Below are 25563 nucleotides of genomic sequence, written 5' to 3' on the forward strand. Positions count from 1 at the left end.
ACAGCCGGGACCTGCACACTGGTCCGCATGAGCGATTGGCCCCAGGGAAGGCCCGGCGACGACGGCGCCCGGTACGGACGCGGCAGCGCGAGCGCGCAGCCCGAGAGCGCCCGCGTGATGCGGCAGGTCCGGCGCGGCCAGACGCCGCCCGGCCAGGGCCCCGCGGCCCCGCCGTACGGCGCCGGGGTGCCGCAGCAGCCGTCGTACGTCGACGGCGGCGGTCACGGCGGCTACGACAGCGGCTACAACACCGGCCAGGTGTACGGCACCCCCGGCGGCCACGGCCCCTCGGGACCCGGCGCCGGGCCCGGTCGCGCCCCGCGCCCCGCGCCGGACTGGGGCCGCCGGATCAAGTGGACCGCGATCACCGTGGCCACCGCGCTCGTCGTCACCTTCGTCGGCACGTACTTCTGGGCCGACTCCAAGCTCAACCGCGAGGTCGACCTCTCCAAGGTCATCGACCGCCCGGACGCCGGCGAGGGCACGAACTACCTGATCGTCGGCTCCGACAGCCGCGCGGGCATGTCCGCCGAGGAGAAGAAGGAACTGCACACCGGCTCCGCCGAGGGCAAGCGGACCGACTCGATGATGATCCTGCACACCGGCGACAACGGCTCCACGCTGGTCTCCCTGCCCCGCGACTCCGACGTCGAGATCCCCACCTTCAAGGGCTCCGACTCCGGCAAGACCTACCAGGGCACCGGCCGCCACGTGAAGCTGAACGCCGCCTACGCGGAGGACGGCCCCGAGCTGCTCGTGCGCACCGTCGAGTACAACACCGGGCTGCGCATCGACCACTACGTCGAGATCGGCTTCGGCGGCTTCGCCAACATCGTCGACGCGGTCGGCGGCGTCACCCTCGACATCCCGCAGGACATCAAGGACACCAAGTCCGGCGCGAACCTCAAGAAGGGCGAACAGACCCTGAACGGCGAGGAGGCCCTCGCCTTCGTCCGCACCCGGTACGCGCTGGCCGGCTCCGACCTGGACCGCACCAAGAACCAGCAGAAGTTCCTCTCCGCCCTGGCGAGCCAGGTCGCCACCCCGTCGACGGTGCTCAACCCGTTCAAGCTCTACCCGACCATGGGCGCCGGCCTGGACTCGCTCGTCGTCGACAAGGACATGGGCCTGTTCGACCTGGCGAGCATGTTCTGGGCGATGAAGGGCGTCAGCGGCGGCGACGGCACCTCGCTGAACATGCCGATCGCGGGCAACGCCGGCAACGGCAACCTCCAGTGGGACAGCGCCAAGGTGAAGACGCTGGTGAACGAGTTGAAGAACGACGAGAAGGTCACCGTCTCCGGCAACTGACCCCTCAGCCGTCCTCCTTCCCGCACACCACCTCGTCCCCCCGGACCACGGTCCCCGTCCGCTCCGGGGGCTCCTCCGGCCGCACCGCGCGGACCTCCTTCCAGTCGGCGCCCGCGATCACCTTCAGCGTGGCGCCCTGGCCCTCGACCGGCCGCAGCTCGGCGCCGGGCAGCGCGGCCGCCAGCGACCTGGCCGAGTTGTCCCAGCGGGGGTCGTAGGCGACGACCGTGCGCCGCACGTCCGGCGCCGGGGCGTTGACCGGGGCGCCGGTGGTGCGGAAGCCGGTCGCCCGCAGCGCCCGGTCGACGCGCCGGCCCAGTCCGGTGGTGCGCGTGCCGTTGGCGACCTGGACGCGGATCCGCCGCGGGTCCACCGGGACCCGGACCGCCGCCGCCTCCTCCGGGGGCTTCGCCGCGGTCAGCGGCCGGTCCTCGCGCAGCGCCGCGAACAGCCGCCCGGCCGCCGCGTCGTCCCACTTCAGGGTCGAGCCGACGCCCTTCACGGCGTACCCCATCCGGCCGACGGGGACGGTGGTGAACTCCGACGAGGACGGCGAGAAGTCCCGCATCGCCCGCCCCAGCGCCAGCAGCTCGTCGGTGCCGAAGCCCTCGTCGGCGCGGACCGAGCCCAGCACCGCCCGGGTCACGTCCCGGAACTTCATCGGGTTGAGCAGGATGCCCGAGGAGGTCGCCCGGTCGATGGTGGCCGCCATGAACCGCTGCTGGCGCCGCATCCGGCTCAGGTCGGAGGCGCCGTCGAGATGGCGGGAGCGGACGTACTGGAGGGCCTGGCCGCCCTTCAGGGTGTGCGTGCCGGCCGGCAGGTCGAGGCCGGTGTACCTGTCCTTGAGCGGCTGGGCGGTGCAGATCCGCACCCCGCCCAGCACGTCGACCGTCTTCATGAAGCTGGTGAAGTCCACCTCCAGGTAGTGGTCGATCTTCACCTTGGTCATCGCCTCGACGGTCCGGACGGTCAGCTGCGGGCCGCCCTCGGCGTACGCCGCGTTCAGCTTCAGCGGGTGCCCCCGGTGCCGCTCACCGGTGGTGCGGTCGGTGTGCGGCGGGGTCTCGGCGTAGGAGTCGCGCGGCAGGCTGACCACGCTGGCTCGCTCCCGGTCCGCCGAGATGTGCACGATCATGACGGTGTCGGTGCAGTGGCAGGGCGCGCCGCCCAGCCGGTACGCGCGGCGCTCCTCCTCGGTGATCCGGTCCCGGCCGTCGGTGCCGACCAGCAGGACGTTCATGCCGTGCCCGCCCCGCGGGCGGTTCTTCATGTCCTTGAAGGCGTCGACCCGGTCGAGGTCGGAGTCCAGGCCGGTCAGCACCGAGTGCCCGATCCCCGCGGCGGCCAGCACCGCCACCGACAGCGCGGACGACATCCGCACGGCCCAGCGCGGTCCGCGCCTGCGGGGCGACCGCCGGGACGGACGCGGCGGGACCCGCCGGGCGGGGGAGCGGGGCGGCGTGGACAAGGGGACACCTCCGCGAGGACGGGCGCTGAGGACGGGAGCCGAGGTACGGGCGGCGGCCGGACGTGGAATCCTGAGCACCGTAGGCCCATACGATCTGCGGACCGGTGCAGCGGCCCCCGCGGCGCGCACCCGTGTCCCCCGTTCGCGGTAACGTGAGCGGCGATGAACGCCAAGTCCGACGTGCGGCTCCCCGCCGTTTCCGTGATCATGCCCGTCCTCGATGAGGAACGTCATCTGCGCGGCGCTGTCCAGGCCATCCTCGCCCAGGAGTATCCGGGCGAGATGGAGGTCGTGATCGCCCTCGGTCCGTCCGCGGACCGCACGGACGAGATCGCCGCCGCGCTGGTCCGCGAGGACCCGCGGGTCCGCACCGTGCCCAACCCCACCGGCCGTACGCCGGCCGCGCTGAACGCCGCGATCAAGGCGTCCCGGCACCCGGTCGTCGTCCGTGTCGACGGCCACGGCATGCTCTCGCCCGGGTACATCGCCACGGCCGTGCGGCTCCTGGAGGAGACCGGCGCGCAGAACGTCGGCGGCATCATGCACGCCGAGGGCGAGAACGACTGGGAGCGGGCCGTCGCCGCCGCCATGACCTCGAAGATCGGCGTCGGCAACGCCGCCTTCCACACCGGCGGCGAGGCCGCCCCGGCCGAGACCGTCTACCTCGGCGTCTTCCGCCGCGAGGCGCTGGAGCGGCAGGGCGGCTACAACGAGGAGTTCATCCGCGCCCAGGACTGGGAGCTGAACTTCCGCATCCGCGAGGCCGGCGGCCTGATCTGGTTCTCGCCCGAGCTGAAGGTCTCCTACCGGCCCCGGCCCAGCGTCAAGGCGCTCGCCAAGCAGTACAAGGACTACGGCCGCTGGCGGCACGTCGTCGCCCGTTACCACTCCGGCTCCATCAACCTGCGCTACCTCGCCCCGCCGGCCGCCGTGTGCGCGATCGCGGCCGGCGTGGTGATCGGCGCGGTGCTGACGCCGTGGGGCTTCGTGGTCCCCGGCGGCTATCTGGCGGCGATCGTCGCCGGGTCGCTGCCCGCCGGGAAGGGGCTGCCGCTCAAGGCCCGGCTCCAGATCCCGGTGGCGCTGGCGACCATGCACATGTCCTGGGGCTGGGGCTTCCTGACCAGCCCGAAGTCGCTGGCCCGCAAGGTCATCGCGTCCCGCCGCCCGGCGGTGCTGCCGGGCGCCGGCGCGGATGCCGCCGGCGCCCGCTGACGTCCGTCAGGACCAGGTGAAGTCCGGGTCCACGTGCATGCACGCGGACGCGTCGGCGCCGTTGAGGGCCTCCGCCGTCTTCGGGAGGCTGTTGTCCACCTTCGGCGCCTCGTAGGCGCCGCCGTCGCGCCAGTCGGCGCCGACGACGACGGTGACGCCGGAGACCGCCGTCGACCGCCGCACCGCGGTCTGCGGGATGCCCAGGGACGCGGCGACCCGTACGGCGTCGCCCTGGAGGTCGGTGCTCGGGTACCGGACGACCGTGGTGGCCTCGCTCGGGTAGGTCCCCGGGTCGGCGACCGCCTTGCCGAAGCCGTCGCCGGTGAGCAGCTCCGCCACCGAGGTCGCGCGTCCGCGGACCGGGGCGAGGGTGTCGGTGCCGCTGCCGTTGCGCACCTGGACGGCGATCTCGTCGTCCGGCGCGGCCGGGTCCGCCGGGGGCGACGGGCTCGCCGTCACCTGGGCCGCGTCCTGGCCGTCCAGCGGGATGTCCTCGCGCACCAGCCGGAACAACTGCTCGGCGTCCTCGGTCGGTTCGACCCGGGCGCCCACATACCGGTTGGGCATGGTGGTCATGGTGATCCTGGCCGGCTCGACCTTGCGCAGCTCGGTGCTCAGGTCGTAGAGCTTCTTGACGGTGTCCAGGCCCTCGTCGACGGTGAGCGCCTCGGTGGCCTCCTCGGCCAGCCGGCGCAGCTTGTTGGGGCTGCTCAGGGTGGCGTTCTCGCGCAGCTCGCGGACCATCGCGTTCATGTACATGTGCTGGGCCTTGGCGCGGGCGAGGTCGCTGCCGTCCTCGAAGCCGTACCGGGTGCGCAGCCACTGGAGGGCCTGCACGCCCTTGATGGAGTGGGTGCCCTTGGTCAGCTTCAGCCCGGAGCCGTGGCCCTGGCTGTCGCGGGAGTGGACGTTGGCGTCCACGCACACCGGTACGCCGCCGATGGCGTCCGCCATCGACACCACGCCGGAGAAGTCGACCATGACGAAGTGGTCGATGTGGATGCCGGTCAGTTCCTGCCAGGTGGCGACCGTGCAGCCGGGGCCGCCGTGGCCGAGGCTCTGGTTGGTCATCGTCCGGCCGTCGCTCGCCGGGTAGACGGTCCCGTCCTCGGGGTCGGTGCACTTGGGGATCTGCACCAGGGTGTCGCGGGGCATGCTGACCACCGACATGTTGCTGCGGTCGGCGGAGAGGTGCACCAGCATCTGCACGTCCGCGAGCGGCGCCGACCCGAACGTCTCCCTGGCGCCGCCGAGTTCCTGGTTCTCCTCGGTGTCCCGCGCGTCGGAGCCGATGACCAGGATGTTCAGCGGGGTCTGCCCGGCGGCGTTCGGCTTCGGCGCGGCGACCTTGCTGTCGCCGATGTTCAGCTCCGCCTGCTGGATGTTGCCGTTCAGATGGCGGTAGTAGAGGTATCCGGCGCCGGCCGTGCCGGCTATCACCACGGCCAGGGTGACCGCCGTCCAGCGCAGCACCCGCCGGCGGCGGCGCGGACGGGGTGACCCGCCCTCCTCCCCGGGCCCGTCGCCGGGCGAGCTGTCTTCCGTCTTCACTGCGTGTCCCTCCCCGCCCACGGGCCGCGGCACCGCGCCGCCGCCCGGACCGCCCCGGCCGCGCTCAGCTCGCGCATGTCACCTGGTCGGCCGTGGTCTTGTCCTTCACCTTCGTCGCGGCGGACGAGGCGTTCAGCTTCACTCCGGCGCCCTTGAAGTCCTTGCCCAGGGTCAGGGTCATCGTCGGCAGTCCCTGGGCGTTGGTGACGCTCTCGCCGGGCTTCATGGCCGAGCCGGAGAGGCCGAGCAGGTCGGCGAGGCGGCGGGCCTGGTCGGCCTGGTCGGGGTCGTATTCGAGCTGGGTCTTGCTCAGTTCGGTGCCGGCGTTGCCGCCGATCTCCGACTTGGTGACGCCGGCCTCGGTCTGGAGCCAGTTGAGTTCCTGCTGGGCGGCGCCGCCGGCCGCGCCGCCGTTGAGGACGCGGACGCGGACCTCGGAGGCGTCGGCCTTGGTGCCCTTCAGCCGGGCGGCGACGGCGGCCTTCTCCTCCTTCTTGTCCCGCTTCCTCTGCTGCTCGACCTCGGTCAGCGAGACGTCGTCGCGGATCAGCCCGAACAGCGCGGGCGCCTCGGCCTCGTTGACGACGACCGTCACCGGGACCTTCTCGGCCGGGTTGTCGAGCACCGGCACCGTGGTGAACGAGATGTTCTTGGTCGGCACCTTCTTCAGCTCCAGGGCGACGTCCTTGAGCGTGCCGACCTTGCCGATCGCGCTGTCCACGGTGAGTGCCTTGGTCGCCGCGTCGGCCAGCTTCAGCAGCTTCGCGGGGTCGGTGAGGGTGTCGCCGGAGGACATCTTGCGCATCAGCGAACCGAGGAACTGCTGCTGCACCCCGATCCGGTCCAGGTCGCCCTTGTTGCCGAAGGAGTGCCGGGTGCGGACGAAGGCGAGGGCCTGCTCGCCCTCGACCTTGGTCCTGCCGGCGTCCAGGTGCAGCTTCGACTCCTTGTCGTCGATGGCGTGCGCCACGCACACCTCGACGCCGTCGACCGCGGTGGTCAGCGTCTTGACCGCGTTGAAGTCCGCCATCATGAAGTGGTCGGGCTTGATGCCGGTCACCGCCTCGACGGTCCGCATGGTGCAGCCCGGGTCCCGGCCGCTCTCGCCGAGGCTCCGGTTGAAGCGGACGCCCTGCTGCCCCGGCACCACCTGCTCGGTGCCGTCCGCCAGCTTGGTCGGGCAGTCGGGGATGTCGACGATCAGGTCGCGGGGGATGCTCATCGCCGTCGCGTTGGAGCGGTCCTCCGCCACGTGCAGCAGGATGTTGGTGTCGGCGTGGCCGACGCTGCCGGCGTCGCCGTAGCCCTCGTTGCCCGTGCCGGTGCGCTTGTCGGTGCCGATGACGAGGATGTTGAACGCCTCGTCCTTGCGGAAGCTGCTCGACCCCGCGTCCCCGACGTCCGCCGTCGCGACGTTGCCCTCCAGGTGCTTGAGGTAGAGGTAGCCGCCGGTGCCGGCCGCGAGGACGAGGAAGGCGGTGGAGCCGCCGGTCCACAGCAGGATTCTGCGGCCCCTGGACCCCTTCTTCTCCGGCCGGTGGCCCCGGCGGCCGGGCGGCGCTCCGCCGGGGCCGTCGCGGTGCCTGCGCGGGGGCGGGACGCCGGGGCCGTCCGGCGCGGGCGCGGTCCGGGGCGCGGGGACGCCGGGGGGCGGGGCGGCGGGCCGGCGCCGGGACGCCGTCCCGGGGGCCCGCGGTGTCTGGGGCGGGCGCGGTGCGGAGTCCGAGTCCGGCAGCCGCAGTTCGTACTCACCGGTCTGCGGGTTGCGTACCCATTGGTCTGCGGGGTCCACGTCGTCCGCCCGCCCACGGCCTTGCGCGTCCACGGTTGTCCGAATCCTCCGTCGGGGGCCACACGGCACCTTCTCCAGAAGGCGCGCGGTAAGAATCAGCGAGTGCGCGACGCCGGGCGGGCCTCACGGCGGTGGGCGCTGAGCGCTCACCCTATCCGCCCGGTGCGGCGTCGAAGGACTGCGGTGACGGGGCCGGGCCCGTCACCCGGGCCTTCCCCGATCGATCACTCGGGTGTCGTGCGAGGTTCCTGCTCGTACAGCGTCATGCCTGTCTTCCGCCCTTACGACGTGTCCACCGGTGAACGGCGGCCCCGCCCGGCGTCGAAGTCCTCGGCCGGGCCACCGTGAAGTGGACGCTCGGCGGCCCCCATGGGTTGTACGGCGGGGCCACCCTGTCAGACGGCGGACACGGCCGCCGGGTTCACTCGGGGCGGCCCACTCGCCGTTCCCGGCGGGTCACTTGGCGCACTTCACCTCGTCGGCCGTGGTCTTGTCGACGTCCACCGACGTGTTCGACGAGGCGTTCAGCTTCACTCCGGCGCCCTTGAAGTCCTTGCCCAGGGTCAGGGTCATCGTCGGCAGTCCCTGGGCGTTGGTGACGCTCTCGCCGGGCTTCATGGCCGAGCCGGAGAGGCCGAGCAGGTCGGCGAGGCGGCGGGCCTGGTCGGCCTGGTCGGGGTCGTATTCGAGCTGGGTCTTGCTCAGTTCGGTGCCGGCGTTGCCGCCGTTCTCCGATTTGGTGACGCCGGCCTCGGTCTGGAGCCAGTTGAGTTCCTGCTGGGCGGCGCCGCCGGCCGCGCCGCCGTTGAGGACGCGGACGCGGACCTCGGAGGCGTCGGCCTTGGTGCCCTTCAGCCGGGCGGCGACGGCGGCCTTCTCCTGCTTCTTCTGCTGCTTGACCTCGGTGAAGGAGACGTCGTTCTTGATCATCTCGAAGATCTCGGGCGCCTTCGAGTCGTTCAGCACGACCGTCGACTTGACCGTCTCCTCCGGGTTGTCGACCACCGGGATCGTGGTGAACGTCAGGTTCTTGGTGTTGAGCTTGCCCAGCTCCAGACCGAGGTCCTTCAGCTTGCCGATGCTGTCGAGCTGGGAGTCGACGGTCAGTGCCTCGGTGCCCGCCTCGGCCAGCTTCAGCATCTTCGAGGGGCTGGTGAGGGTGTCGTTGGACTTCAGCTTGCGCATCAGCGCGCTGAGGAACTGCTGCTGGATCTCGATCCGGCTCAGGTCACCGCCGAAGCCGACCGAGTGCCGGGTGCGCACGAACGCCAGCGCCTGCTCGCCCTGGATGGTGTGGGTGCCCGCCGACAGCTTCAGGTGCGAGTCCGGGTCGTCGATGTCCTTGGCCAGGCACACCTCGACGCCGCCGACCGCCGTGGTCAGCGTCTTGACCGCGTTGAAGTCGGCGACCATGAAGTTGTCCGGCTGCACCCCGGTCAGCTCGGTCACCGTGCGCACGGTGCAGCTCGGGGTACGGCCGTCCTGGCCCAGGCTGGTGTTGAACCGCACGCCCGTGGTGCCGGGGATGACCTTGGTCGAGCCGTCCTCCTGCGTGGTCGGGCAGTCGGGCACGTCGACGATCAGGTCGCGGGGGATGCTCAGCGCGGTCGCGTTGGAGCGGTCCTTCGACACGTGCAGCAGGATCGTGGTGTCGGCGTGGCCGACGCTGCCCGAGTCGCCGTAGCTCTCGTTGCCCGCGCCGGTGCGCTTGTCGGTGCCGATCAGCAGGATGTTGATGGCCTTGTCCTTCTGGAAGCCACCGGTGCTGGCACCGTCGTCGGAGACGGACTGGATGTTTCCGTTGAGGTGTTCGAGGTAGAAGTACGCGGTGGAGGCGGTGCCCAGGACGACGAAGGCCATGGTGCCGCCGCTCCACAGCATCACCTTGCGGGTCTTGGACTTCTTCTTCACCGGGCGGCGTCCGCGCCGGCCGGGCGGCGGCTCCTCGGGGGCGCCACGGCGCCTGCGCTGGGGCGGGACGTCGCGCTCGGGCGCCGGTGCGCCCCGGCGTCCGCGCGGGGCGTCCGTGGTCCCGGCGCCGTCCGGGCCGTCCGCGCCGGGAGCGGCCGGCCGGCGGGGCGCGGATCTGCGCGGCCCCGGTACCGTCGGCTGCGGAGCGGAAGGGCTCAGTCGCAGTTCGTATTCACCAGTGCTCGGGTTGAGTACCCACTGGTCTGCGGGGTCGATGTCGTCCGCCCGCCCACGGCCTTGCGCGTCCACGGTTGTCCGAATCCTCCGTCGGGGCCACGCGGCGCCTTTTCCCCTCCAAGGCGCTCGGGTCTCGGTCGTTCTCGGTCCTCCAGGCCCGACCCGAGAACGGAACTCGCGTAGGGCACACCGGATCGCTCACACTAACCGCCCCGTTCGGCGTACGGCGACGCCGGTGACGCATTCCACGTCGCTTACAACCGGCAATCCGCCCATTCCCCCGGACCGGAACCCAATACTGTGGACGACCTTGGAGTCCGCTTTACTCGCAGCGCTCCTCGGCGGCCGTGTTCCCGCGGAACGTCGGGGTCGGCACGGCGTCGTCCGCGGGCTCGTCGCCCCGTTTCCCGGCGGACGGTACGTGGTCGTTCCCGTACGCACGGTAGTCGTGACCGCCCGTTCCGGAGCCGCCCGTCCCGTCGTCTCCGCCGAAGGGGCGGGAGGCGGATTCCGCGACCGTCACCGGTTCGTCCTTCCGCAGCCGGGTGAAGAGTTTCCGCGCGGCGGGCTCCACGAGCTGGTCGCGATTGGCGTTCTGGTCCCACGACTCCCGTGGCACCGTCAGGAATTGCACCCGTTCGGTGGGGATGTCACGCAGCCCCCGCACGAGTGCGTACAAACCACGCAGATTCGCCAGGTCCGGATCGGTGGTGAGGGCGGACGTGGCCGCGTTCAGCACGGGATACAGCTTCACCGGATTCAGCAGGACCCGATTGCTCTGCACCTTGTTGACCAGCGCCCCGAGGAACCGCTGCTGCCGCTCCATCCGCTCGGTGTCGCTGCCGTCCCCGAGCGACTTGCGGGCCCGTACGTACCCGAGCGCCTGCTCCCCGCTCAGCGTCACCCGGCCCGCGGGCAGCCGCAGCCTGGCCGCCTTGTCGTCGACCGGCCGGGCCAGGCAGACCTCGACGCCGTCGACCGCGTCCACCATCTCCTTGAAGCCGTGGAAGTCGACGACCACGTGGTGGTCGATCCGGATGTGTGTCAGTTTCTCCACCGTCCGGACCGAACAGGCCGAACCGCCCACCTCGAAGGCGTAGTTGAACTGAGCGAAGGCGGGCTGTGACCGCGACCCGTCCGGGCGCCGGCAGCCGGGCACCTCCACCATGAGGTCGCGCGGCAGGGAGACGGCGGTGACGCTGTGCCGGCCCGCGGACAGGTGCAGCAGCATCGCGGTGTCCGACCGCTCGGTCCCGGGGTCGCGCCCGTAGCGGGAGTTGTCCTCACCCGACCGCGAGTCCGAGCCGATCAGCAGGATGTTCTGCGCGCCGCGCACCAGCGCCGTCGGGCGTTCCTTCTCGTACCGGGACAGTTCCGCGGCGGCGGCCTCGTCGGGGGTGATGTTGCCGTTCAGCTTGGTGTAGACGGTCCAGCCGACGCCCCCGGCACCGGCCAGGACGGCCACCCCGGCCAGCGCCGACCCCCCGAGCCACCGCCGCCGACGGCGCCGGCGCAGCCCGCGCCCGGTCGCGGACGCCCCCGCTCCCGGCCCGAGGACCCCCTTGCGGTCCCCGGGGCCCCCTGCGGTGTCGGTCACCTCTGGCCACCCCTCCTGCCGTCCGAGCGTCCTGCGCGCGTGCTGCTCCTACGACCATGGCCCGGCCGCCGGGCCGGGGACGGACGGGAGTACGCCGGGCGGGGGAGCCGACCGGCGAACCGGGTGAACGGGGCCGGTGGCCGGTTTTGGCCTCAGCGGGCCGTCGCCGTCACCCGCTCGCTCTCGATCCGCCGGTCCAGGGCGTCGGCCGCCAGCCGGTCCAGGTTCCGGCACAGCACCACGGAACCGCCCGTCGCGAGCGGCCCGTACAGCCCGGCGTTCAGCCCCTCCCAGGTGTCGTACGGCAGCCCGGACAGCAGCCGCGCCCCCGGCCCGGTCAGCCCCAGCGCCGCCGCCTCCGCGCGGGCCCGCTCCACCACCTCGGCACCGCTGAACTCCCGCCCCGCCACGATCAGCGCGGGCTCCTCCGGGTCCACCGGCGCGTACGGCACGAACCGGTCGCCCTGCCCCGGCACCTCCACCGCGTAGTCCGCGAAGCCCTCGGGCGGCCGGGGGAACCGTCCGCCCAGCGGCCGCAGCGCGAGCGCGATCCGCGCGCCGGAGCACGCGCGGGCCGCCTCCAGGGAGTCCGGGCCGCTCACGACGACGTCCGCCGCGGCCGGGTCGCCGGCCACGTCCGCGACCGCGCCGACCGACGCGCACGCCAGCAGCCACACGGCCGTCTGCCAGTGCGCGGGCAGCAGCAGCGCGACCCGGTCGCCGGGTTCGGCGGAGAGTTCGTCCTGGAGCAGGTTGGCGGTCTTGGCCACCCAATTGGCGAAGGTGGCCACGGACAGTTCGACGCGTTCGCCGGTGGCGTCGTCGTAGAAGGTCACCAGGGGGCGTCCCGGGTCCGCGGCGAGCGCGGAACTCAGCAGGTCGGCAGGGGTGCGGTCGGTCGCGTTCACCCGGGCAAGCGTACGCGGGACGCGCGGCGGGCGAGGCGGCGCGCGGGTCCCCGGGACCACCGGTTCGGCCGAACGCGCCCTGGAGTCCGAGAAGTTCCGAATAGACAGATTTATACGACCATGTCCACGATCAGGGGCATGCATGGATTCCTCGCATCCTCGATCGGTGTCACCTGCGCGGCGGCCCTCGCCCTGCCACTCACCCCGCCCGCGGCGGCGGCCGTCCCCCCGCCCGCCCCGGCAGCCGCCCCGGCGGCGTCCGCGGAGGCGTCCGCGGAGGCGTCCGTGTCCGGCAGCACCCGCTCGCTGCCGCTGCGGCCCCTGGCCCGGGACCGTGCCGCCGGCCCCGCCGAACAGGGCGTCACCCGCCGCGACGTACCGCCCTTCTCCCTGGTCGGCGTCGTATGGGACGACCCGGACAGCGCACTGCACGGCAGCGCCCAGGTCCGCGTCCGGGACACCGGCACCGGCGCCTGGTCCGACTGGCAGGACCTGGATACCCACAACGCCGACCACGGCGCGGATCCCGGCACCACCGAGCGCGGCTCGGACCGGGTGCGCGGGGCGACCGCGCCGCTGTGGGTCGGCGACTCCGACGGCGTCGAACTACGCGTCCGGGCGGACGACGACGACCCGTGGTGGGGCCTGCCCGAGGGCCTGCGCCTCGAACTCGTCGACCCCGGTCTCGGCGCCACCCGGGAGGAGGAGGCCGCCGCCACCGGCCAGGCCACCCCCGAACCGGCCACGTACGCGCAGGCCAAGCCGCACATCGGCCCCCGCCCCGGCATCGTGACGCGCCGCGGCTGGGGTGCGGACGAGGGGCTGCGGGAAAAGGGGTTCAAGTACACGAAGAAGGTCAAGGCGGCCTTCGTGCACCACTCGGCCACCGGCAACAACTACACCTGCGCGCAGGCCCCTTCGGTCATCCGCGGTATCTACCGCTACCACGTCAGGAGCATGGGCTGGCGGGACATCGGCTACAACTTCCTCGTCGACAAGTGCGGGAAGATCTACGAGGGCCGGGCGGGGGGCGTGGCGAAGCCGGTCCTCGGCGCGCACACCCTCGGCTTCAACTCCGACAGCATGGGGATCGCCGTCCTCGGCACGTACAGCACCAAGAAGCCGTCCGCCAAGGCGGTCAAGGGAGTGGCCCGCCTGGCGGCGTGGAAGCTCGGTCTGTACGGCATGAATCCCCGCGGCAAGACATACCTGAAGTCCGGCGGTGGCAATCTCTACCGAAAAGGCAAGAACGTACGACTCAACGTGATCTCGGGGCACCGGGACGGCTTCAACACGAGCTGTCCGGGCGCGCAGCTGTACAAGAAACTCGGCACGGCCCGTTCGACCGCGGCCAAGTACCAGGGCCGCTGAGCGGGGGGAACTCTGCATACACTGACCGGCCGAAAGAACAGTTCGGCCGGTCCCGGCAGGAAGCAGAGACGACAGGTGACAGAAGCGATCCTCCTGGTCGGCGGCAAGGGCACCCGGCTGCGCCCGCTCACGGTGCACACGCCGAAGCCGATGGTCAGGGCGGCGGGGGTGCCGTTCCTCACGCACCAGCTGGCGCGGGCGAAGGCGGCGGGGGTCGAGCACATCGTGCTCGCGACGAGCTATCTGGCGGAGGTCTTCGAACCGTACTTCGGCGACGGCTCGTCGCTCGGCCTGCACATCGAGTACGTCACCGAGAAGGAGCCGCTCGGCACCGGCGGGGCGATCCGCAACGTGGCCGGGCGGCTGCGCTCAGGGCCCGACGACCCGGTGCTGGTCTTCAACGGCGACATCCTCACCGGGCTGGACATCGGGGCGCTGGTCCGCACCCACGAGGCGACGGGCGCGGACGTCTCCCTGCACCTGACCAGGGTCACCGATCCCCGGGCGTACGGGCTGGTGCCCACGGACGCCACGGGCCGGGTCCTGGCGTTCCTGGAGAAGCCGCAGACGCCGGAGGAGATCGTCACCGACCAGATCAACGCGGGGGCGTACGTCTTCCGCCGCTCGGTCATCGACACGATCCCGGCGGGCCGGCCGGTGTCCGTCGAACGCGAGACGTTCCCCGAACTCCTGGCGACGGGCGCCCACCTCCAGGGCATGGTCGACTCCACCTACTGGCTCGACCTCGGCACCCCCGCCGCGTTCGTCCGGGGCTCCGCCGACCTCGTCCTGGGCCGCGCCCCGTCCCCGGCGGTGCCGGGCCGCTGCGGCGACCGTCTCGTCCTGCCCACGGCGACCGTGGCACCCGACGCCAAGCTGTCCGGGGGGACGGTGGTGGGGGAGGGCGCGTTCGTCGCGGAGGGCGCGCGGATCTTCGGCAGCACCATCCTGCCGGGCGCGGTGATCGAACCGGAGGCGGTCGTCACGGACTCCCTCGTCGGCACCCGGGCCCGCGTCGGGACCCGCTCCGTGGTCACGGGCACGGTCATCGGCGACGGCGCGGTCGTCGGCGCCGACAACGAGCTCCGCGAAGGGGTACGCGTGTGGTGCGACGCCCGCATCCCAGCGGGTGCGCTCCGCTTCTCGTCCGACCAGTAGGGGCCCGGTGCCCGGTGCCCGGTGCCCGGTGCCCGGTGTGGGGTGCGGTGTGATGCCTGCGGCGCCTGTGCGGGTGGTGGGGTGCGCCTAGCGCCTTGTGCGGGCGGGGTGGGTCGGGCCGGGGTGGGTCGGGCCGGGGAGGGGGGTGTCCGGGGCGGGGGGTCCGCCCGCAGCGGTCGGCGCGTGCCGTACGCGACCGCGGCTCTCGCCCGGCTCCGGTGCCCGCCGGCCGGCCCACGCGTCGGGCTGCGCGCCGGGTGGGCTGGGTGTGCGTCCGGCTTCGTGAGGCGCGCTGTTACTGCGTCTCAGCGTGTGGCGCGGGTGGCGGCTGTGTCCGGCTGCGCGTCGCGCGGGCGGTGCCCAGGTCTTCTCTGCGCCGGTGCTGGCGTGCCGTGTCCGGCGCAGCCGGGCTGCTGCCCCGCCCCACCGCGGCTGTGACGCGCCGGGCGGAGCGGCCGACTCCACCCCACTGCGGCTGTGACGCGCCCGGTGGGGCGGGCCGGCCCTGCCCCACCGCGGGCAATCGTGCCGCCAAGGGCGATGGGGGCCCCTGCCCGAGCGAAGCCGAGAGCTTGGGGAAGGGCGGGCGCGGCGGCACCCCGCTCGCGTCGGCCCGTGCGACGCCCCCGCCCCAGCCGCGACCCCGGTCACCACATGACGTCGGCCCGCGCCACGCCCCGGCCTCAGCCACCGCGCCGGTCACGAGGCGACGCCGGCCCGCGCCACGCCCCCGTACAACACCCGCCCCCTACAACTCCGCAATCCCCCGCGCAGACATCCGCGGCCCCCGCCGCCCCGGCCCCCTCCCACTCAGCAGGATCAACCGAGCCGCCCGGTGCCGCTGCCCCGCATACGGCTCAAGCAAGCGCAGCATCTCCGCGTCGTCGGCCCCCCGATTCCCCGCCAGTGCGAACCCCACGATTCCCGGCAGATGCAGGTCCCCGACGGTCACCGCGTCCGGCGCCCCATGGCTGCGCTGCACCACCTCGGCCGACGTCCACGGCCCCACCCCCGGCACGGCCTCCAGCCGCGCCCGCGCCGCCGCCGGTTCCATCCCGGCCGCCTCCTCCATCCGTGTGGCGACCCGCACCGCCCGCAGCACCGTGGCCGCCCGCTTGTCCTCGACCCCGGCCCGGTGCCACTCCCAGGAGGGGATCAGCGCCCACGTCCGGGGCGCCGGCATCACGAACATCCCGCCCGGCGCAGGCCCCGGCGCGGGCGACCCGAACCTCCGCACCAGCAGCCGCCACGCCCCGTACGCCTCCAGCGTCGTGACCTTCTGCTCCAGCACCGACGGGATCAACGACTCCAGCACCAGCCCGGTCCGGCCCAGCCGCAACCCCGGCGTCCGCTGCCACGTCACCGCCAGCACCCGGTGCCGCGGCGTGAACGCGGCCGGGTCGTCCCCCGCCCCGAGCAGCTCCGGCATCCGGTCCAGCAGCCACTCCGCCCCCGGCCCCCACGCCTCGCCCCGCACCCGCCCGCCGCGCGCCGCGACCCGCAGCGTCCCCGGCCCGACCGGTGTCAGACTGGCCCGCCACACCGACCCGTCCGGCGTCGCCCGGAACGTCGGATCGCCCGGCCCCCGCCGCAGCGGACCGAGCACCAGCCCCAGGTCGAGCGGCCCGTCCGGGACCCAGACGCGCGCCTTCCCCGGCCTGGGCGCCCCGCCCTGCGCGGGCACGCCGGGGAGCCCGTCGCGCACGGTCGCCGTACGCGCGGGCCGGGGAGCGAAACGTCCTGCCACGAGCGAGGTCCCTGATGAGGAGAGCCGGAAGCCGAGTCCGGAGGGTCCCTACGAGGGTAGGCGCTCGCCCGAGCAGGTCACCGCACCCGGAGGAACGCCCCGGCGTCCCGCTCCGGCCGTGGCCGCGGCTCCCCGGCCGGATGACCCACCGCGACCGCCCCCATCGGATCCCAGCCGGCCGGCAGCTCCAGCACCTCCCGTACGACGTCCCGGCAGAACATCGTCGAGGACACCCACGCCGACCCGAGCCGCTCCCCGGCCAGCGCCACCAGGAAGTTCTGCACCCCGGCCCCGGCGGCGACCACGAACATCTCCCGCTCCGCGGCGTCCCGCCGCGCGTCCCCGTAGGTGTGCGAGCCGTCCATGACCAGGCAGGGCACGACGAGGTACGGCGCGTGGCGCAGGACGTCACCGCGCCGGACGCGCTTGGCGATCGACTCCTCGCTCCTGCCGTCCCGCCGTAGGTCCGCGATCCACGCGTCCCGCATCGCGTCCAGCAGCCGGGTCCGGGACTCCGGCGACTCCAGGAGCACGAACCGCCACGGCGTGGTGTGGTGCGGCGCCGGTGCCGTGACCGCCGCGGCCACCGCCCGGCGCACCGCACCGGGGTCGACGGGCTCGTCCGTGAACTCCCGCACCGTACGGCGCTGGGTGACCGCCTGCCGGACCGCCTCCGAGGTGCCCAGCCGGAACATGTCGTCGCGGGCGCCGCGGACCATCGCGCGGGCGCCCTCCCCGTCGTCCTCGGTCAGGGTGTGCGGCAGGCCGCGGACCACCGCGACGGGCAGCCCGGCCGCCTTGCCCTTCACCAGGTCGCCGGCGGCGGCCAGCTCGTCGGCGGTGGCGACCACGGTGGCGGCGAGCGGATTGCCGTACGCGTCCGTGCCGCCGCGCAGGTCGTCCAGGACCCGCACCCCGGCCGCGCCGATCGCCACGTCGGTCAGCCCCGAGCGCCAGGGCCGGCCAAAGGTGTCGGTGACGACGACGCCGACCGTCACGCCGAGCGCCTCGCGCAGCCCCTGCCGGATCGCCCGCGCCGAGGCGTCCGGGTCCTCGGGCAGGAGCAGGACCGTGCCCGCGGGCGTGTTGGACGCGTCGACGCCCGCCGCGGCCATGACCAGCCCCTGCCGGTTCTCCACGATGCGCAAGGTGCCGCGCCGGGCGACCACCCGGACCGTCTCCGCGTCGATCGCGGCCTCCCGGTCGGCGGCCTCCAGCACCCGGCCCTCGGCCTTGGAGACGATCTTGGACGTGACGAGGAGCACGTCCCCGTCGGCCAGCCCCGGCTCGGCTGCCGCGATCAGCTTGGCCAGGTCGTCGCCCCGCCGCACCTCCGGCAGGCCCGGCACGGCCCAGACCCGGTAACCGTCCCCGCTCAAGCGCCCCGCACCTCTTCCGCCAGCGCCAGGGCCTCGCGCGCCATCTGCGCGGCGGCGTCGAGGTCGGTCATCATCAGCGGAACGGCCTTGCAGAGGATGCCGGCCGCCTTCACTCGCGTGACGGAGCCGGCGTCGACGGTGTCGACCAGCCAGCCGTCGAGCAGCCCGGAGCCGTAGTGCTCGGCGACGGCGGCGGCGCTGGACTCCACCCCGACCGCCGCGAGGACCTTGTCGGCCATGCCGCGCACCGGCGCGTCCCCGACGATGGGGGAGAGGCCCACCACCGGCACGCCCGCCTCGGCGATCGCCTCGCGGATGCCGGGCACGGCGAGGATCGTGCCGACGGAGACCACCGGGTTGGACGGCGGGAAGAGGATGACGTCCGCCTCGGCGATCGCCTCCAGCACCCCCGGCGCCGGCTTGGCCTGCTCGGCGCCGACCGGCACGACCGCCTCGGCGGGCACCGAGGCCCGCAGCCGTACCCAGTACTCCTGGAAGTGGATCGCCTTGCGCTCGCCGTCCACCTCGACGGCGACGTGCGTCTCCACCCGGTCGTCGGTCATCGGCAGCAGCCGTACGCCGGGCTGCCAGCGGTCGCAGAGGGCCTCGGTGACCGCGCTGAGCGGATAGCCCGCGCTGATCATCTGGGTCCGCACGATGTGCGTGGCGAAGTCGCGGTCGCCCAGACCGAACCACTCGGGCCCGACGCCGTACGCCGCCAGCTCCTCCTTGAGGTGGAAGGTCTCGTCGGCGCGCCCCCAGCCCTGCTCCTCGTTGATGCCGCCGCCGAGCGTGTACATCACCGTGTCGAGGTCCGGGCAGACCTTCAGCCCGAAGAGGTGGATGTCGTCGCCGGTGTTGCCGATGACCGTGATCTCCGCGTCCGGCGCGGCCCGCTTCAGACCGCGCAGGAACCGGGCACCACCGATGCCGCCTGCCAGAACCACAATGCGCATGCGTCCAGTCTCGCAGGCGGGTACGACAGTGCGTCAGGCAGTCGCCGGGGTGGGCGTGCAGCGTGCCGCGTGCATCGTCATCTCGGTCAGGCCCGGGTGGTAGACGTGCAGGCTGACCGCCGGTTCCAGGGCGTCGTTGACCACCTCGTGCACGTACCCCGGCGCGAACACCCGCTGGGCGCCGGGCCGCAGCGCGCGCGTGCCGCCCCGGCTGTGCTCGGTCAGCGTGCCGTCCAGGACGGTCAGCACACCCGAGGACGGGCCGTGGTCGTGCCGTCCGCTGCCCTGGCCGGGCACCCAGGACAGCAGCCACACCTCGTAGCCGGGCCCGGTGCGCAGCCGGTGGTACCAGCGCGAGACGGCGTCGTAGCGGACGAGGTGGTCCCACTGGGCGCGGTCCGCGGCGATGGCGCGGGCCAGACCGGCGAACTCGGCCACCGTGGCCGGGTGCTCGCGCGGTGCTTGCAGCAGGTGCGGTACTTCGAGGATGTCGCCGGCGATCTGCAGGTCGCTGTCGCTGTTCATGGGTGCGGTGGTTCCTCGGCGGAAGAGTGCGGGGAAGGCGGAAGCGGGCCCGGACGGGCGGAGGTGCGAGAGGGAGCGGGGTCGTGTGGACCCCTGGAGCAGCCGGAGCGGGATCGGCTCAACAGCTGGAACAGCGACAGCTACAGCGAGCGCGGGCAGCACCGTGGGACCCGGCGGCGCGGGTCGAGGCGAGTGCCGAATTCGCGAGCATGCCCACAAGGACAGCGGCTCACACCTGCACTGTCAACTCGACGCCCGAAATGTGGGACATGGTTCACCTCATCCGGTTCCCCTGAAAGATGAAAGGTTTGCTCAGGGGGCTTCCGGGACACATGCGGCACAAGCCGGGCGCACAACCCCCGTTGCGATCCTGTGATCCGAATGTGATCAAGGCCGCTTCGGAGCGCGTGCCGGAACGAGATCGAACACCGGGACGTCCTCCCCAGTAGAGGGTCCGTACGGGCTCCGTGCGGGTTCCGCGCCGGGGTGCCGCCTCGGTGAGCCCTGTCGGCGTGTCAAGGTTTAGGCCGATTTGAACACTTTCCGCTTGGCCTTGGTTCCGCAGAGTGAATAAGGGGCCCAATAGCAGATCTCGGCTTGACTCGCCCGGAGCAGCACACTTGTAATTTCACTCGTGTCGTTCAGCCGGAATCGGTAACGGCCGCATCACGGGGACGCGAAAGACAGACGAGGGGCGCACATGACCGAGCTGGTGCAGCAACTGCTGGTCGACGACGCGGACGAGGAACTCGGCTGGCAGGAGCGCGCGCTGTGCGCCCAGACCGACCCCGAGTCCTTCTTCCCCGAGAAGGGCGGCTCCACCCGCGAGGCCAAGAAGGTCTGCCTCGCCTGCGAGGTGCGTTCCGAGTGCCTCGAGTACGCCCTCGCCAACGACGAGCGCTTCGGCATCTGGGGCGGCCTGTCCGAGCGGGAGCGCCGCCGGCTGAAGAAGGCCGCGGTCTGACGGGCGGCCGCCCGCCCGCAGGACCGGCCGCGCACAGGGACTTACGGTACGAACGGCCCGTCGCGCACGGGTTGTCCACAGGCGGCGGGCCGCATGTGTGCCCAGCCGATAGTGTGGTCGCTCGTCCGAGACGCCCCGCCCTTCCCATCAGGCACCGGCGTCCACCGCAGTCCACCGAACCGGGGCCCGTACCTCGATGTCCGTGCACAGCCACACGGCAGCCCATCACGACACGGCTGCCACACCTGAGTTCCCGCGTCATGTGGTGACCGCGGTCCTCGTCTCCCATGACGGCGCCCGCTGGCTGCCCGACGCGCTGGCCGGCCTGCTCGGGCAGGAGCGGCCCGCGCAGTACGCCGTCGCCGCCGACACCGGAAGCGCCGACACCTCCGCCCAGTTGGTCGCGGAGGCCCTCGGCGACGACCGGGTGCTGCACCTCGCCCGGCGCACCGGCTTCGGCCAGGCCGTCGAGGAGGCCGCCCGCACCGCACCCCTCCTCACCCCCGAGGACCTGCCGTACCTGAAGCGGCCCAGCGGCTGGGACCCCGTCACCCGCAGCTGGCGCGACGACGCCTACGACCTGCCCGACCTCCCCCACGGGGACCCGGTGCAGTGGCTCTGGCTGCTGCACGACGACTGCGCGCCCGAACCCGACGCCCTCGCCGAACTGCTGCGCGTCGTGGACCACGAGTACGAACTGGGCCGCGAGGACGTCGCCGTCGTCGGCCCCAAGCTCCGCGGCTGGTACGACCGCAGGCAGCTGCTGGAGGTCGGCGTCTCCATCGCCAACTCCGGCCGCCGCTGGACCGGCCTGGACCGCCGCGAACAGGACCAGGGACAGCACGACCACGTCCGTACCGTGCTGTCGGTGTCCACCGCCGGCATGCTGGTGCGCCGCGACGTCTTCGAGGCGCTCGGCGGCTTCGACCGGCTGCTGCCCCTCATGCGCGACGACGTCGACCTGTGCTGGCGCGCCCACGCGGCCGGCTACCGCGTCCTCATCGCCCCCGACGCCGTCGTCCGGCACGCCGAGGCGGCCTCCCGCGAGCGCCGCGCCGTCGACTGCGCGGGCCGCACCACCGCCTCCCCGCACAAGGTCGACAAGGCCGGCGCCGTCCACACCCTGCTCGTCAACACCCGCACCGCCGCCCTGCCCTGGACGCTGTTCCGCATCGTCCTCGGCACCCTGCTGCGCACCCTCGCCTACCTCGTCGGCAAGGTGCCCGGACAGGCCCTCGACGAGATCCGCGGCCTGCTCGGCGTCCTGCTGCGCCCCGAACGTGTCCTGGCCGGCCGGCGCCGGCGCGGCCGCCCCCAGGCCGACAAGGACGAACTGCGCCCGCTCTTCCCGCCGCCCGGCGCCACGATCCGCGCCACCGTCGAGCAGGCCGCCGGCAGCCTCTTCGGCAGTTCCGACGCCGAGGCAGCCTCCGGCGCCGGACGCCACGGCGGCGCCGTCGAGTCCGGTCCCGGCGGTGACGACGCCGACTTCCTGGAGATCGAGCAGTTCGCCCGTCTCAAGCGCATCGCCCGCAAGCCCGGCCCGGTGCTCTTCCTGGTGCTGCTGCTCGTCTCCCTGGCCGCCTGCCGAGCCCTGTTCGGCGGCGGCGCGCTGGCCGGCGGCGCCCTGCTGCCCGTCCCCGACGGCGCCGGCGACCTCTGGTCGCGCTACGGCTCCTCCTGGCACGCGGTCGGCACCGGAGACACCGCCTCCGCACCGCCCTACCTGGCGCTCGTCGCCCTGCTCGCCTCCGTGCTGCTGGGCTCCACCGGACTCGCCGTCACGCTCCTGCTGGTCTGCTCCGTCCCGCTGGCCGGCCTCAGCGCGTACTTCGCCTCCCGGCCGCTGGTCACCTCCCGGCTGCTGCGCGCCTGGGCGGCCGTCGTCTACGCCTTCCTGCCCGCCGCCACCGGCGCCCTGGCCGGCGGCCGCGTCGGCACCGCGGTCCTCGCCGTCCTGCTGCCGCTGCTCGCCCGCGCGGGCGTCGCCGCGGCCGGCCTCACCCGCACCGCGGGCGGTCGCGGCACCTGGCGCGCCACCTGGGCCTACGCCCTCCTGCTGACGGTCACCACCGCCTTCACGCCGGTCGTCTGGCCCGTCGCGCTCCTCCTCGGCCTCGGCGTCCTGGCCCTGCGCCGCGGCGAGATCACCGCCTACGGCCTCCGGTTCCTGGCCCAGCTCGGCACGCCGCTGCTGGTCCTCGCCCCCTGGTCGCTGTCGCTGCTCCCGTTCGGCTTCTTCCAGGAGGCCGGACTGGAGTACGGCTCCTCGGCCGCCTCCGCGCTGGACCTGCTCGGCGCGAGCCCCGGCGGCCCCGGCACGGTCGGCGGACTGCTGCTCATCGGCATCGTGCTGGCCGCGCTGGCCGCCCTGCTCCGCTCCGAGCGGCGGCTGGGCATCCGCACGGCCTGGGTCGCCGCCCTCGCCGGGCTGGTCTTCGCGGTACTGGCCAACCGGTCGGCCTGGGCGGGCCCGGCCACCCTCGTCTACGGCCTCGCCCTGCTGTCCGCCGCCGTCCTCGGCGCCGACGGGGCACGCGCGCGCGTGGCCGAGCAGAGCTTCGGCTGGCGCCAGCCGGTCGCCGTGCTGATCGCGCTGGCCTCGGCCGTCGGACCGCTGATCGCCGCCGGGAGCTGGGTGATCGGCGGCGCCGACGGCCCGCTGGAGCGGCGCGACCCCGTCCAGGTGCCCGCGTTCGTCGCCGAGGAGAGCGGCGGCCGCGACCAGGCCCGCACCCTCGTCCTCGACAGCGACTCCGCCGCCCACGTCCGCTACACCCTGGTCCGCGGCTCCGGCGCCCGCCTCGGCGACGCCGAACTGTCCGCCGCGGGCGGCTCGGACAGCGGCCTGTCGAAGATCGTCGCCAATCTCGTCGCCGGGTCCGGCGCCGACCAGGCCGATCAGCTCGGCGGTTACGCCGTGCGGTACGTCCTCGTCCACAAGGGCGCGCCTCGCGAGGTCACCCGCGTCCTGGACGCCACCCCCGGCCTGAGCCGGCTCAGCCAGCAGGACGGCAGCGGCCTGTGGCGGGTCGACCAGGAGGTCGCGCGGGCCACCGTCGTGACCGGGTCAGGCACCCCCGAGCCGGTCGCCGCCGGACCGGTGGAGATCCACACCACCCTCAAGGCCGGCGCCGAGGGCCGTGTGCTGCGCCTGGCCGACACCGCCGACGAGGGCTGGACCGCCACCCTGGACGGCGAGCCGCTGACCCGCACCACGGTCGACGGCTGGGCGCAGGGCTTCGAACTCCCCGCCTCCGGCGGCCGGCTGGACGTCACCTACGACGCGCCGCTCGCCCACACCGCGTGGCTGTGGGCCCAGGGCCTGCTCGCCGTCGTCCTGGTCGTCCTCGCGCTGCCCGGCCGCCGCCGCGACGTCGACGACGACCTGCCCGAGGAGCCGGCCGTCCCCGCCGAGGCCGTCGCCGGCGAGGGCCGCCGGGCCCGCCGGCTGCGCGCCCAGGCGGAAGCCGAGGCGGAGGCGGGGACGGACGCCGGGACGGACGCCGGGACGGACACCCCGGCCGGGACCGCGCCGGACCGCCCGGAGGAGGAAGCCGCCCCCGGCGCCACCCCCGTGCCGATCCCCCGCCAGCAGTCCTACGACGACTGGCCGGCCACGCCGGACCCCGGCACCTACGACGCCTACGCCGCGCCCCACCAGCAGGAGCAGTACCCGGCGGACGGCTACGAACAGGCCCCGCAGCCCTACCCGGCCGCCCCGTACCAGGACGGCCAGTACGACCCGTACGCCTACGGCGGCGCGGAGACGTACCAGCAGGGCTACGGCCAGGGGTACGACCAGGGCTACGACCAGGCCGGACACGGTCAGCAGCAGTACGCCGAGGGCCACAGCGGCAGCCGGCCGGGCCATGACCAGCCCGGCTACGACCGGTCCGGTTACGACCCGGCCGGCTACGAGACGCCGTACGACCCGGCACAGCCGCCCCCGCACCCGCGCGGCGCGGGCAGCGAGCGTCCCGACGGGAGTCAGCAGTGAACCGCACCACCCTGTCCCTGTTCGCCGCGGTGGCCGCGCTCGCCGCCGTCACCGGCTTCGCGACGGTCGCCACCCCGCAGGACACCGGCGCCGACCCGGCCGGGACGGCCGCCCTGCTGCCCGTCGAGCGCACCGGCCTGGTGTGCCCCGCGCCCAGCGCGTCCGACCTCGCGGAGACGACGTACACCTCCTTCACGCCCGTCACCGAGGGCGCCGAGGGCAAGGGCCGGGCCGAACTGGCCCCGGCCGGGGCGGCGAAGGGCGGCACCGAGCAGGTGCTGGAGCCCGCCGAGCCCGGTACGCCGGCCACCGGTGACGTCTCGGGCGCCGACGCGCCCGCCCTGCTCGGCACGGCGGAGGGCGCCTACGCGCCCGGCTGGACCGTGCAGCAGACCACGGAGGTCGCCGCCGGCACCGGACGCGGCCTGCTCGGCGTCACCTGCGCCGAGGCGGACACGGAGTTCTGGTTCCCGGGCGCCAGCACGGACCCGGGCCGTACCGACTACGTGCACCTGACCAACCCGGACGACTCGGCCGCCGTGGTCGACATCGAGCTGTACGGCAAGGACGGCGCGGTGGAGTCCACAGTGGGGGAGGGCATCACGGTCAAGCCGCACGAGAGCGAGTCGGTGCTGCTGTCCACCCTCAGCGACGCCGCCGAGGCCGACCTCACCGTGCACGTCAACGTGCGCAGCGGCCGGGTCGGCGCCGCCGTGCAGGCGCTCCACGACAAGCTGGGCGGCGACTGGCTCGCCGCGTCCGCCGACCCGGCGGGCGGCCTGGTCCTGCCCGGCATCCCCGCGGACGCCGAGGACGTACGGCTGGTGCTGTTCGCGCCCGGCGACAACGACGCCGACGTCCAGGTGCGGCTGGCCACGCCGTCCGGGCTGATCACCCCGGCCGGGCACGAGACGGTCCGGGTGAAGGGCGGCGCGACGACCGCCGTCGACCTCGCCGACGTCACCCGCGGCGAGGCCGGCTCGCTGGTGCTGGCGCCCACCGGCCGTTCCGTCCCGATCGTCGCGGCGGCCCGCGTGGTGCGGGGCAAGAACTCCGGCCAGGAGACGGCGTTCGTCACCGCCACCGCCCCCGTTCAGACCCGCGCGACGGCCGTGGACAACGCCGCCAAGGCCGCGACGCTCTCCGTCACCGCCCCCGGGAAGGCCGCGAAGGTCGAGGTCACCGCGTCGGCGGGCAGCGAGGGCGGCACCCGGGCGACGAAGACGTACACCATCGAGGGCGGCACCACCCAGGCCGTCGAACTCCCGGTCCCCGAGGGTCTGAAGGGCACGTACGCGCTCACCGTCGAGCCGGTGTCGGGCGGCCCGGTCTACGCGGCGCGCACGCTGACACGCGCGGCGGACGGCGTCTCGGCCTTCACGGTGCAGACCCTCCCCGACGACCGGGGCACGGTGGCCGTGCCGAAGGCGGACGAGGACCTGTCGGTCCTCCAGCGCTGACAGCGGGAGA

At 73.7% G+C, this 25563-nt stretch carries 17 protein-coding genes; 7 read left to right on the forward strand and 10 right to left on the reverse strand.

Annotation, left to right across the window (positions count from 1 at the left end; translation table 11 throughout):
• Positions 1-27 precede the first annotated feature (27 nt).
• Positions 28-1311 carry an LCP family protein gene (locus tag Sdagh_RS27470; RefSeq protein WP_189414771.1) on the forward strand — a complete coding sequence of 428 codons (1284 nt, stop codon included), beginning with the start codon at positions 28-30 and terminating at the stop codon, positions 1309-1311.
• A gap of 4 nt (positions 1312-1315) precedes the next feature.
• Here Sdagh_RS27470 and Sdagh_RS27475 read toward each other — a convergent pair whose 3' ends face one another.
• Complete coding sequence (locus Sdagh_RS27475) at positions 1316-2782, reverse strand: LCP family protein (protein WP_435844043.1); 1467 nt, start codon at positions 2780-2782, stop codon at positions 1316-1318.
• Between the two features lie 162 nt (positions 2783-2944).
• Here Sdagh_RS27475 and Sdagh_RS27480 point away from each other — a divergent pair, with 162 nt between their 5' ends.
• Positions 2945-3997, forward strand: a complete 1053-nt coding sequence (locus Sdagh_RS27480) for a glycosyltransferase family 2 protein (protein WP_189414772.1) — start codon at positions 2945-2947, stop codon at positions 3995-3997.
• 6 nt (positions 3998-4003) lie between these two features.
• Here the strand turns inward: Sdagh_RS27480 and Sdagh_RS27485 are convergent, their stop codons facing one another.
• The 5 genes from Sdagh_RS27485 to Sdagh_RS27505 all read right to left on the reverse strand — a co-directional run bounded on the left by Sdagh_RS27485 (position 4004) and on the right by Sdagh_RS27505 (position 11993).
• Positions 4004-5581 (reverse strand): LCP family protein, encoded by a 1578-nt coding sequence (locus tag Sdagh_RS27485; protein WP_190076574.1) that lies wholly within the window; start codon positions 5579-5581, stop codon positions 4004-4006.
• Between the two features lie 31 nt (positions 5582-5612).
• The gene (locus Sdagh_RS27490) at positions 5613-7373 is read right to left on the reverse strand and encodes an LCP family protein (protein ID WP_226535885.1); all 1761 of its coding nucleotides are present in this window, start codon (positions 7371-7373) and stop codon (positions 5613-5615) included.
• Positions 7374-7796: 423 nt separating this feature from the next.
• On the reverse strand, positions 7797-9560 hold the full coding sequence (locus tag Sdagh_RS27495) for an LCP family protein (protein WP_226535887.1): 1764 nt from the start codon (positions 9558-9560) through the stop codon (positions 7797-7799).
• Between the two features lie 250 nt (positions 9561-9810).
• Positions 9811-11085, reverse strand: coding sequence for an LCP family protein (locus tag Sdagh_RS27500; protein WP_189414776.1), 1275 nt, complete (start codon positions 11083-11085; stop codon positions 9811-9813).
• A 152-nt stretch (positions 11086-11237) separates the two neighbouring features.
• On the reverse strand, positions 11238-11993 hold the full coding sequence (locus Sdagh_RS27505; RefSeq protein ID WP_190009235.1) for a TIGR03089 family protein: 756 nt from the start codon (positions 11991-11993) through the stop codon (positions 11238-11240).
• Between the two features lie 138 nt (positions 11994-12131).
• Here Sdagh_RS27505 and Sdagh_RS27510 point away from each other — a divergent pair, with 138 nt between their 5' ends.
• Positions 12132-13364, forward strand: coding sequence for a peptidoglycan recognition protein family protein (locus tag Sdagh_RS27510; protein WP_190078572.1), 1233 nt, complete (start codon positions 12132-12134; stop codon positions 13362-13364).
• Between the two features lie 75 nt (positions 13365-13439).
• The gene (manB, locus tag Sdagh_RS27515) at positions 13440-14522 is read left to right on the forward strand and encodes a mannose-1-phosphate guanylyltransferase (RefSeq protein WP_189414779.1); all 1083 of its coding nucleotides are present in this window, start codon (positions 13440-13442) and stop codon (positions 14520-14522) included.
• A gap of 748 nt (positions 14523-15270) precedes the next feature.
• Here manB and Sdagh_RS27520 read toward each other — a convergent pair.
• The 4 genes from Sdagh_RS27520 to Sdagh_RS27535 form a co-directional block, all read right to left on the reverse strand.
• Positions 15271-16269 carry a DNA-3-methyladenine glycosylase family protein gene (locus tag Sdagh_RS27520; protein WP_189414780.1) on the reverse strand — a complete coding sequence of 333 codons (999 nt, stop codon included), beginning with the start codon at positions 16267-16269 and terminating at the stop codon, positions 15271-15273.
• Positions 16270-16346: 77 nt separating this feature from the next.
• Positions 16347-17648, reverse strand: a complete 1302-nt coding sequence (locus Sdagh_RS27525) for a coenzyme F420-0:L-glutamate ligase (protein ID WP_189414781.1) — start codon at positions 17646-17648, stop codon at positions 16347-16349.
• Positions 17645-18604, reverse strand: coding sequence for a 2-phospho-L-lactate transferase (gene cofD / locus Sdagh_RS27530; protein WP_189414782.1), 960 nt, complete (start codon positions 18602-18604; stop codon positions 17645-17647). Before cofD ends, Sdagh_RS27525 begins: the two co-directional genes overlap by 4 nt.
• Before the next feature lie 33 nt (positions 18605-18637).
• Positions 18638-19129, reverse strand: a complete 492-nt coding sequence (locus Sdagh_RS27535) for a cysteine dioxygenase (RefSeq protein WP_189414783.1) — start codon at positions 19127-19129, stop codon at positions 18638-18640.
• A gap of 700 nt (positions 19130-19829) precedes the next feature.
• On the opposite strand from Sdagh_RS27535, the gene Sdagh_RS27540 reads away from it, so the two are divergent.
• From Sdagh_RS27540 to Sdagh_RS27550, 3 genes are all read left to right on the forward strand, one after another.
• Positions 19830-20093, forward strand: coding sequence for a WhiB family transcriptional regulator (locus Sdagh_RS27540; RefSeq protein ID WP_003975777.1), 264 nt, complete (start codon positions 19830-19832; stop codon positions 20091-20093).
• 196 nt (positions 20094-20289) lie between these two features.
• Entirely contained in the window at positions 20290-24093 is a 3804-nt protein-coding gene (locus tag Sdagh_RS27545) for a glycosyltransferase (RefSeq protein ID WP_190078565.1), read from the forward strand.
• On the forward strand, positions 24090-25553 hold the full coding sequence (locus tag Sdagh_RS27550; protein ID WP_190078566.1) for a DUF5719 family protein: 1464 nt from the start codon (positions 24090-24092) through the stop codon (positions 25551-25553). Before Sdagh_RS27545 ends, Sdagh_RS27550 begins: the two co-directional genes overlap by 4 nt.
• Positions 25554-25563: the final 10 nt, after the last annotated feature.

This window comes from Streptomyces daghestanicus (assembly GCF_020521275.1).
GTDB classification, from domain to species: domain Bacteria; phylum Actinomycetota; class Actinomycetes; order Streptomycetales; family Streptomycetaceae; genus Streptomyces; species Streptomyces griseoviridis.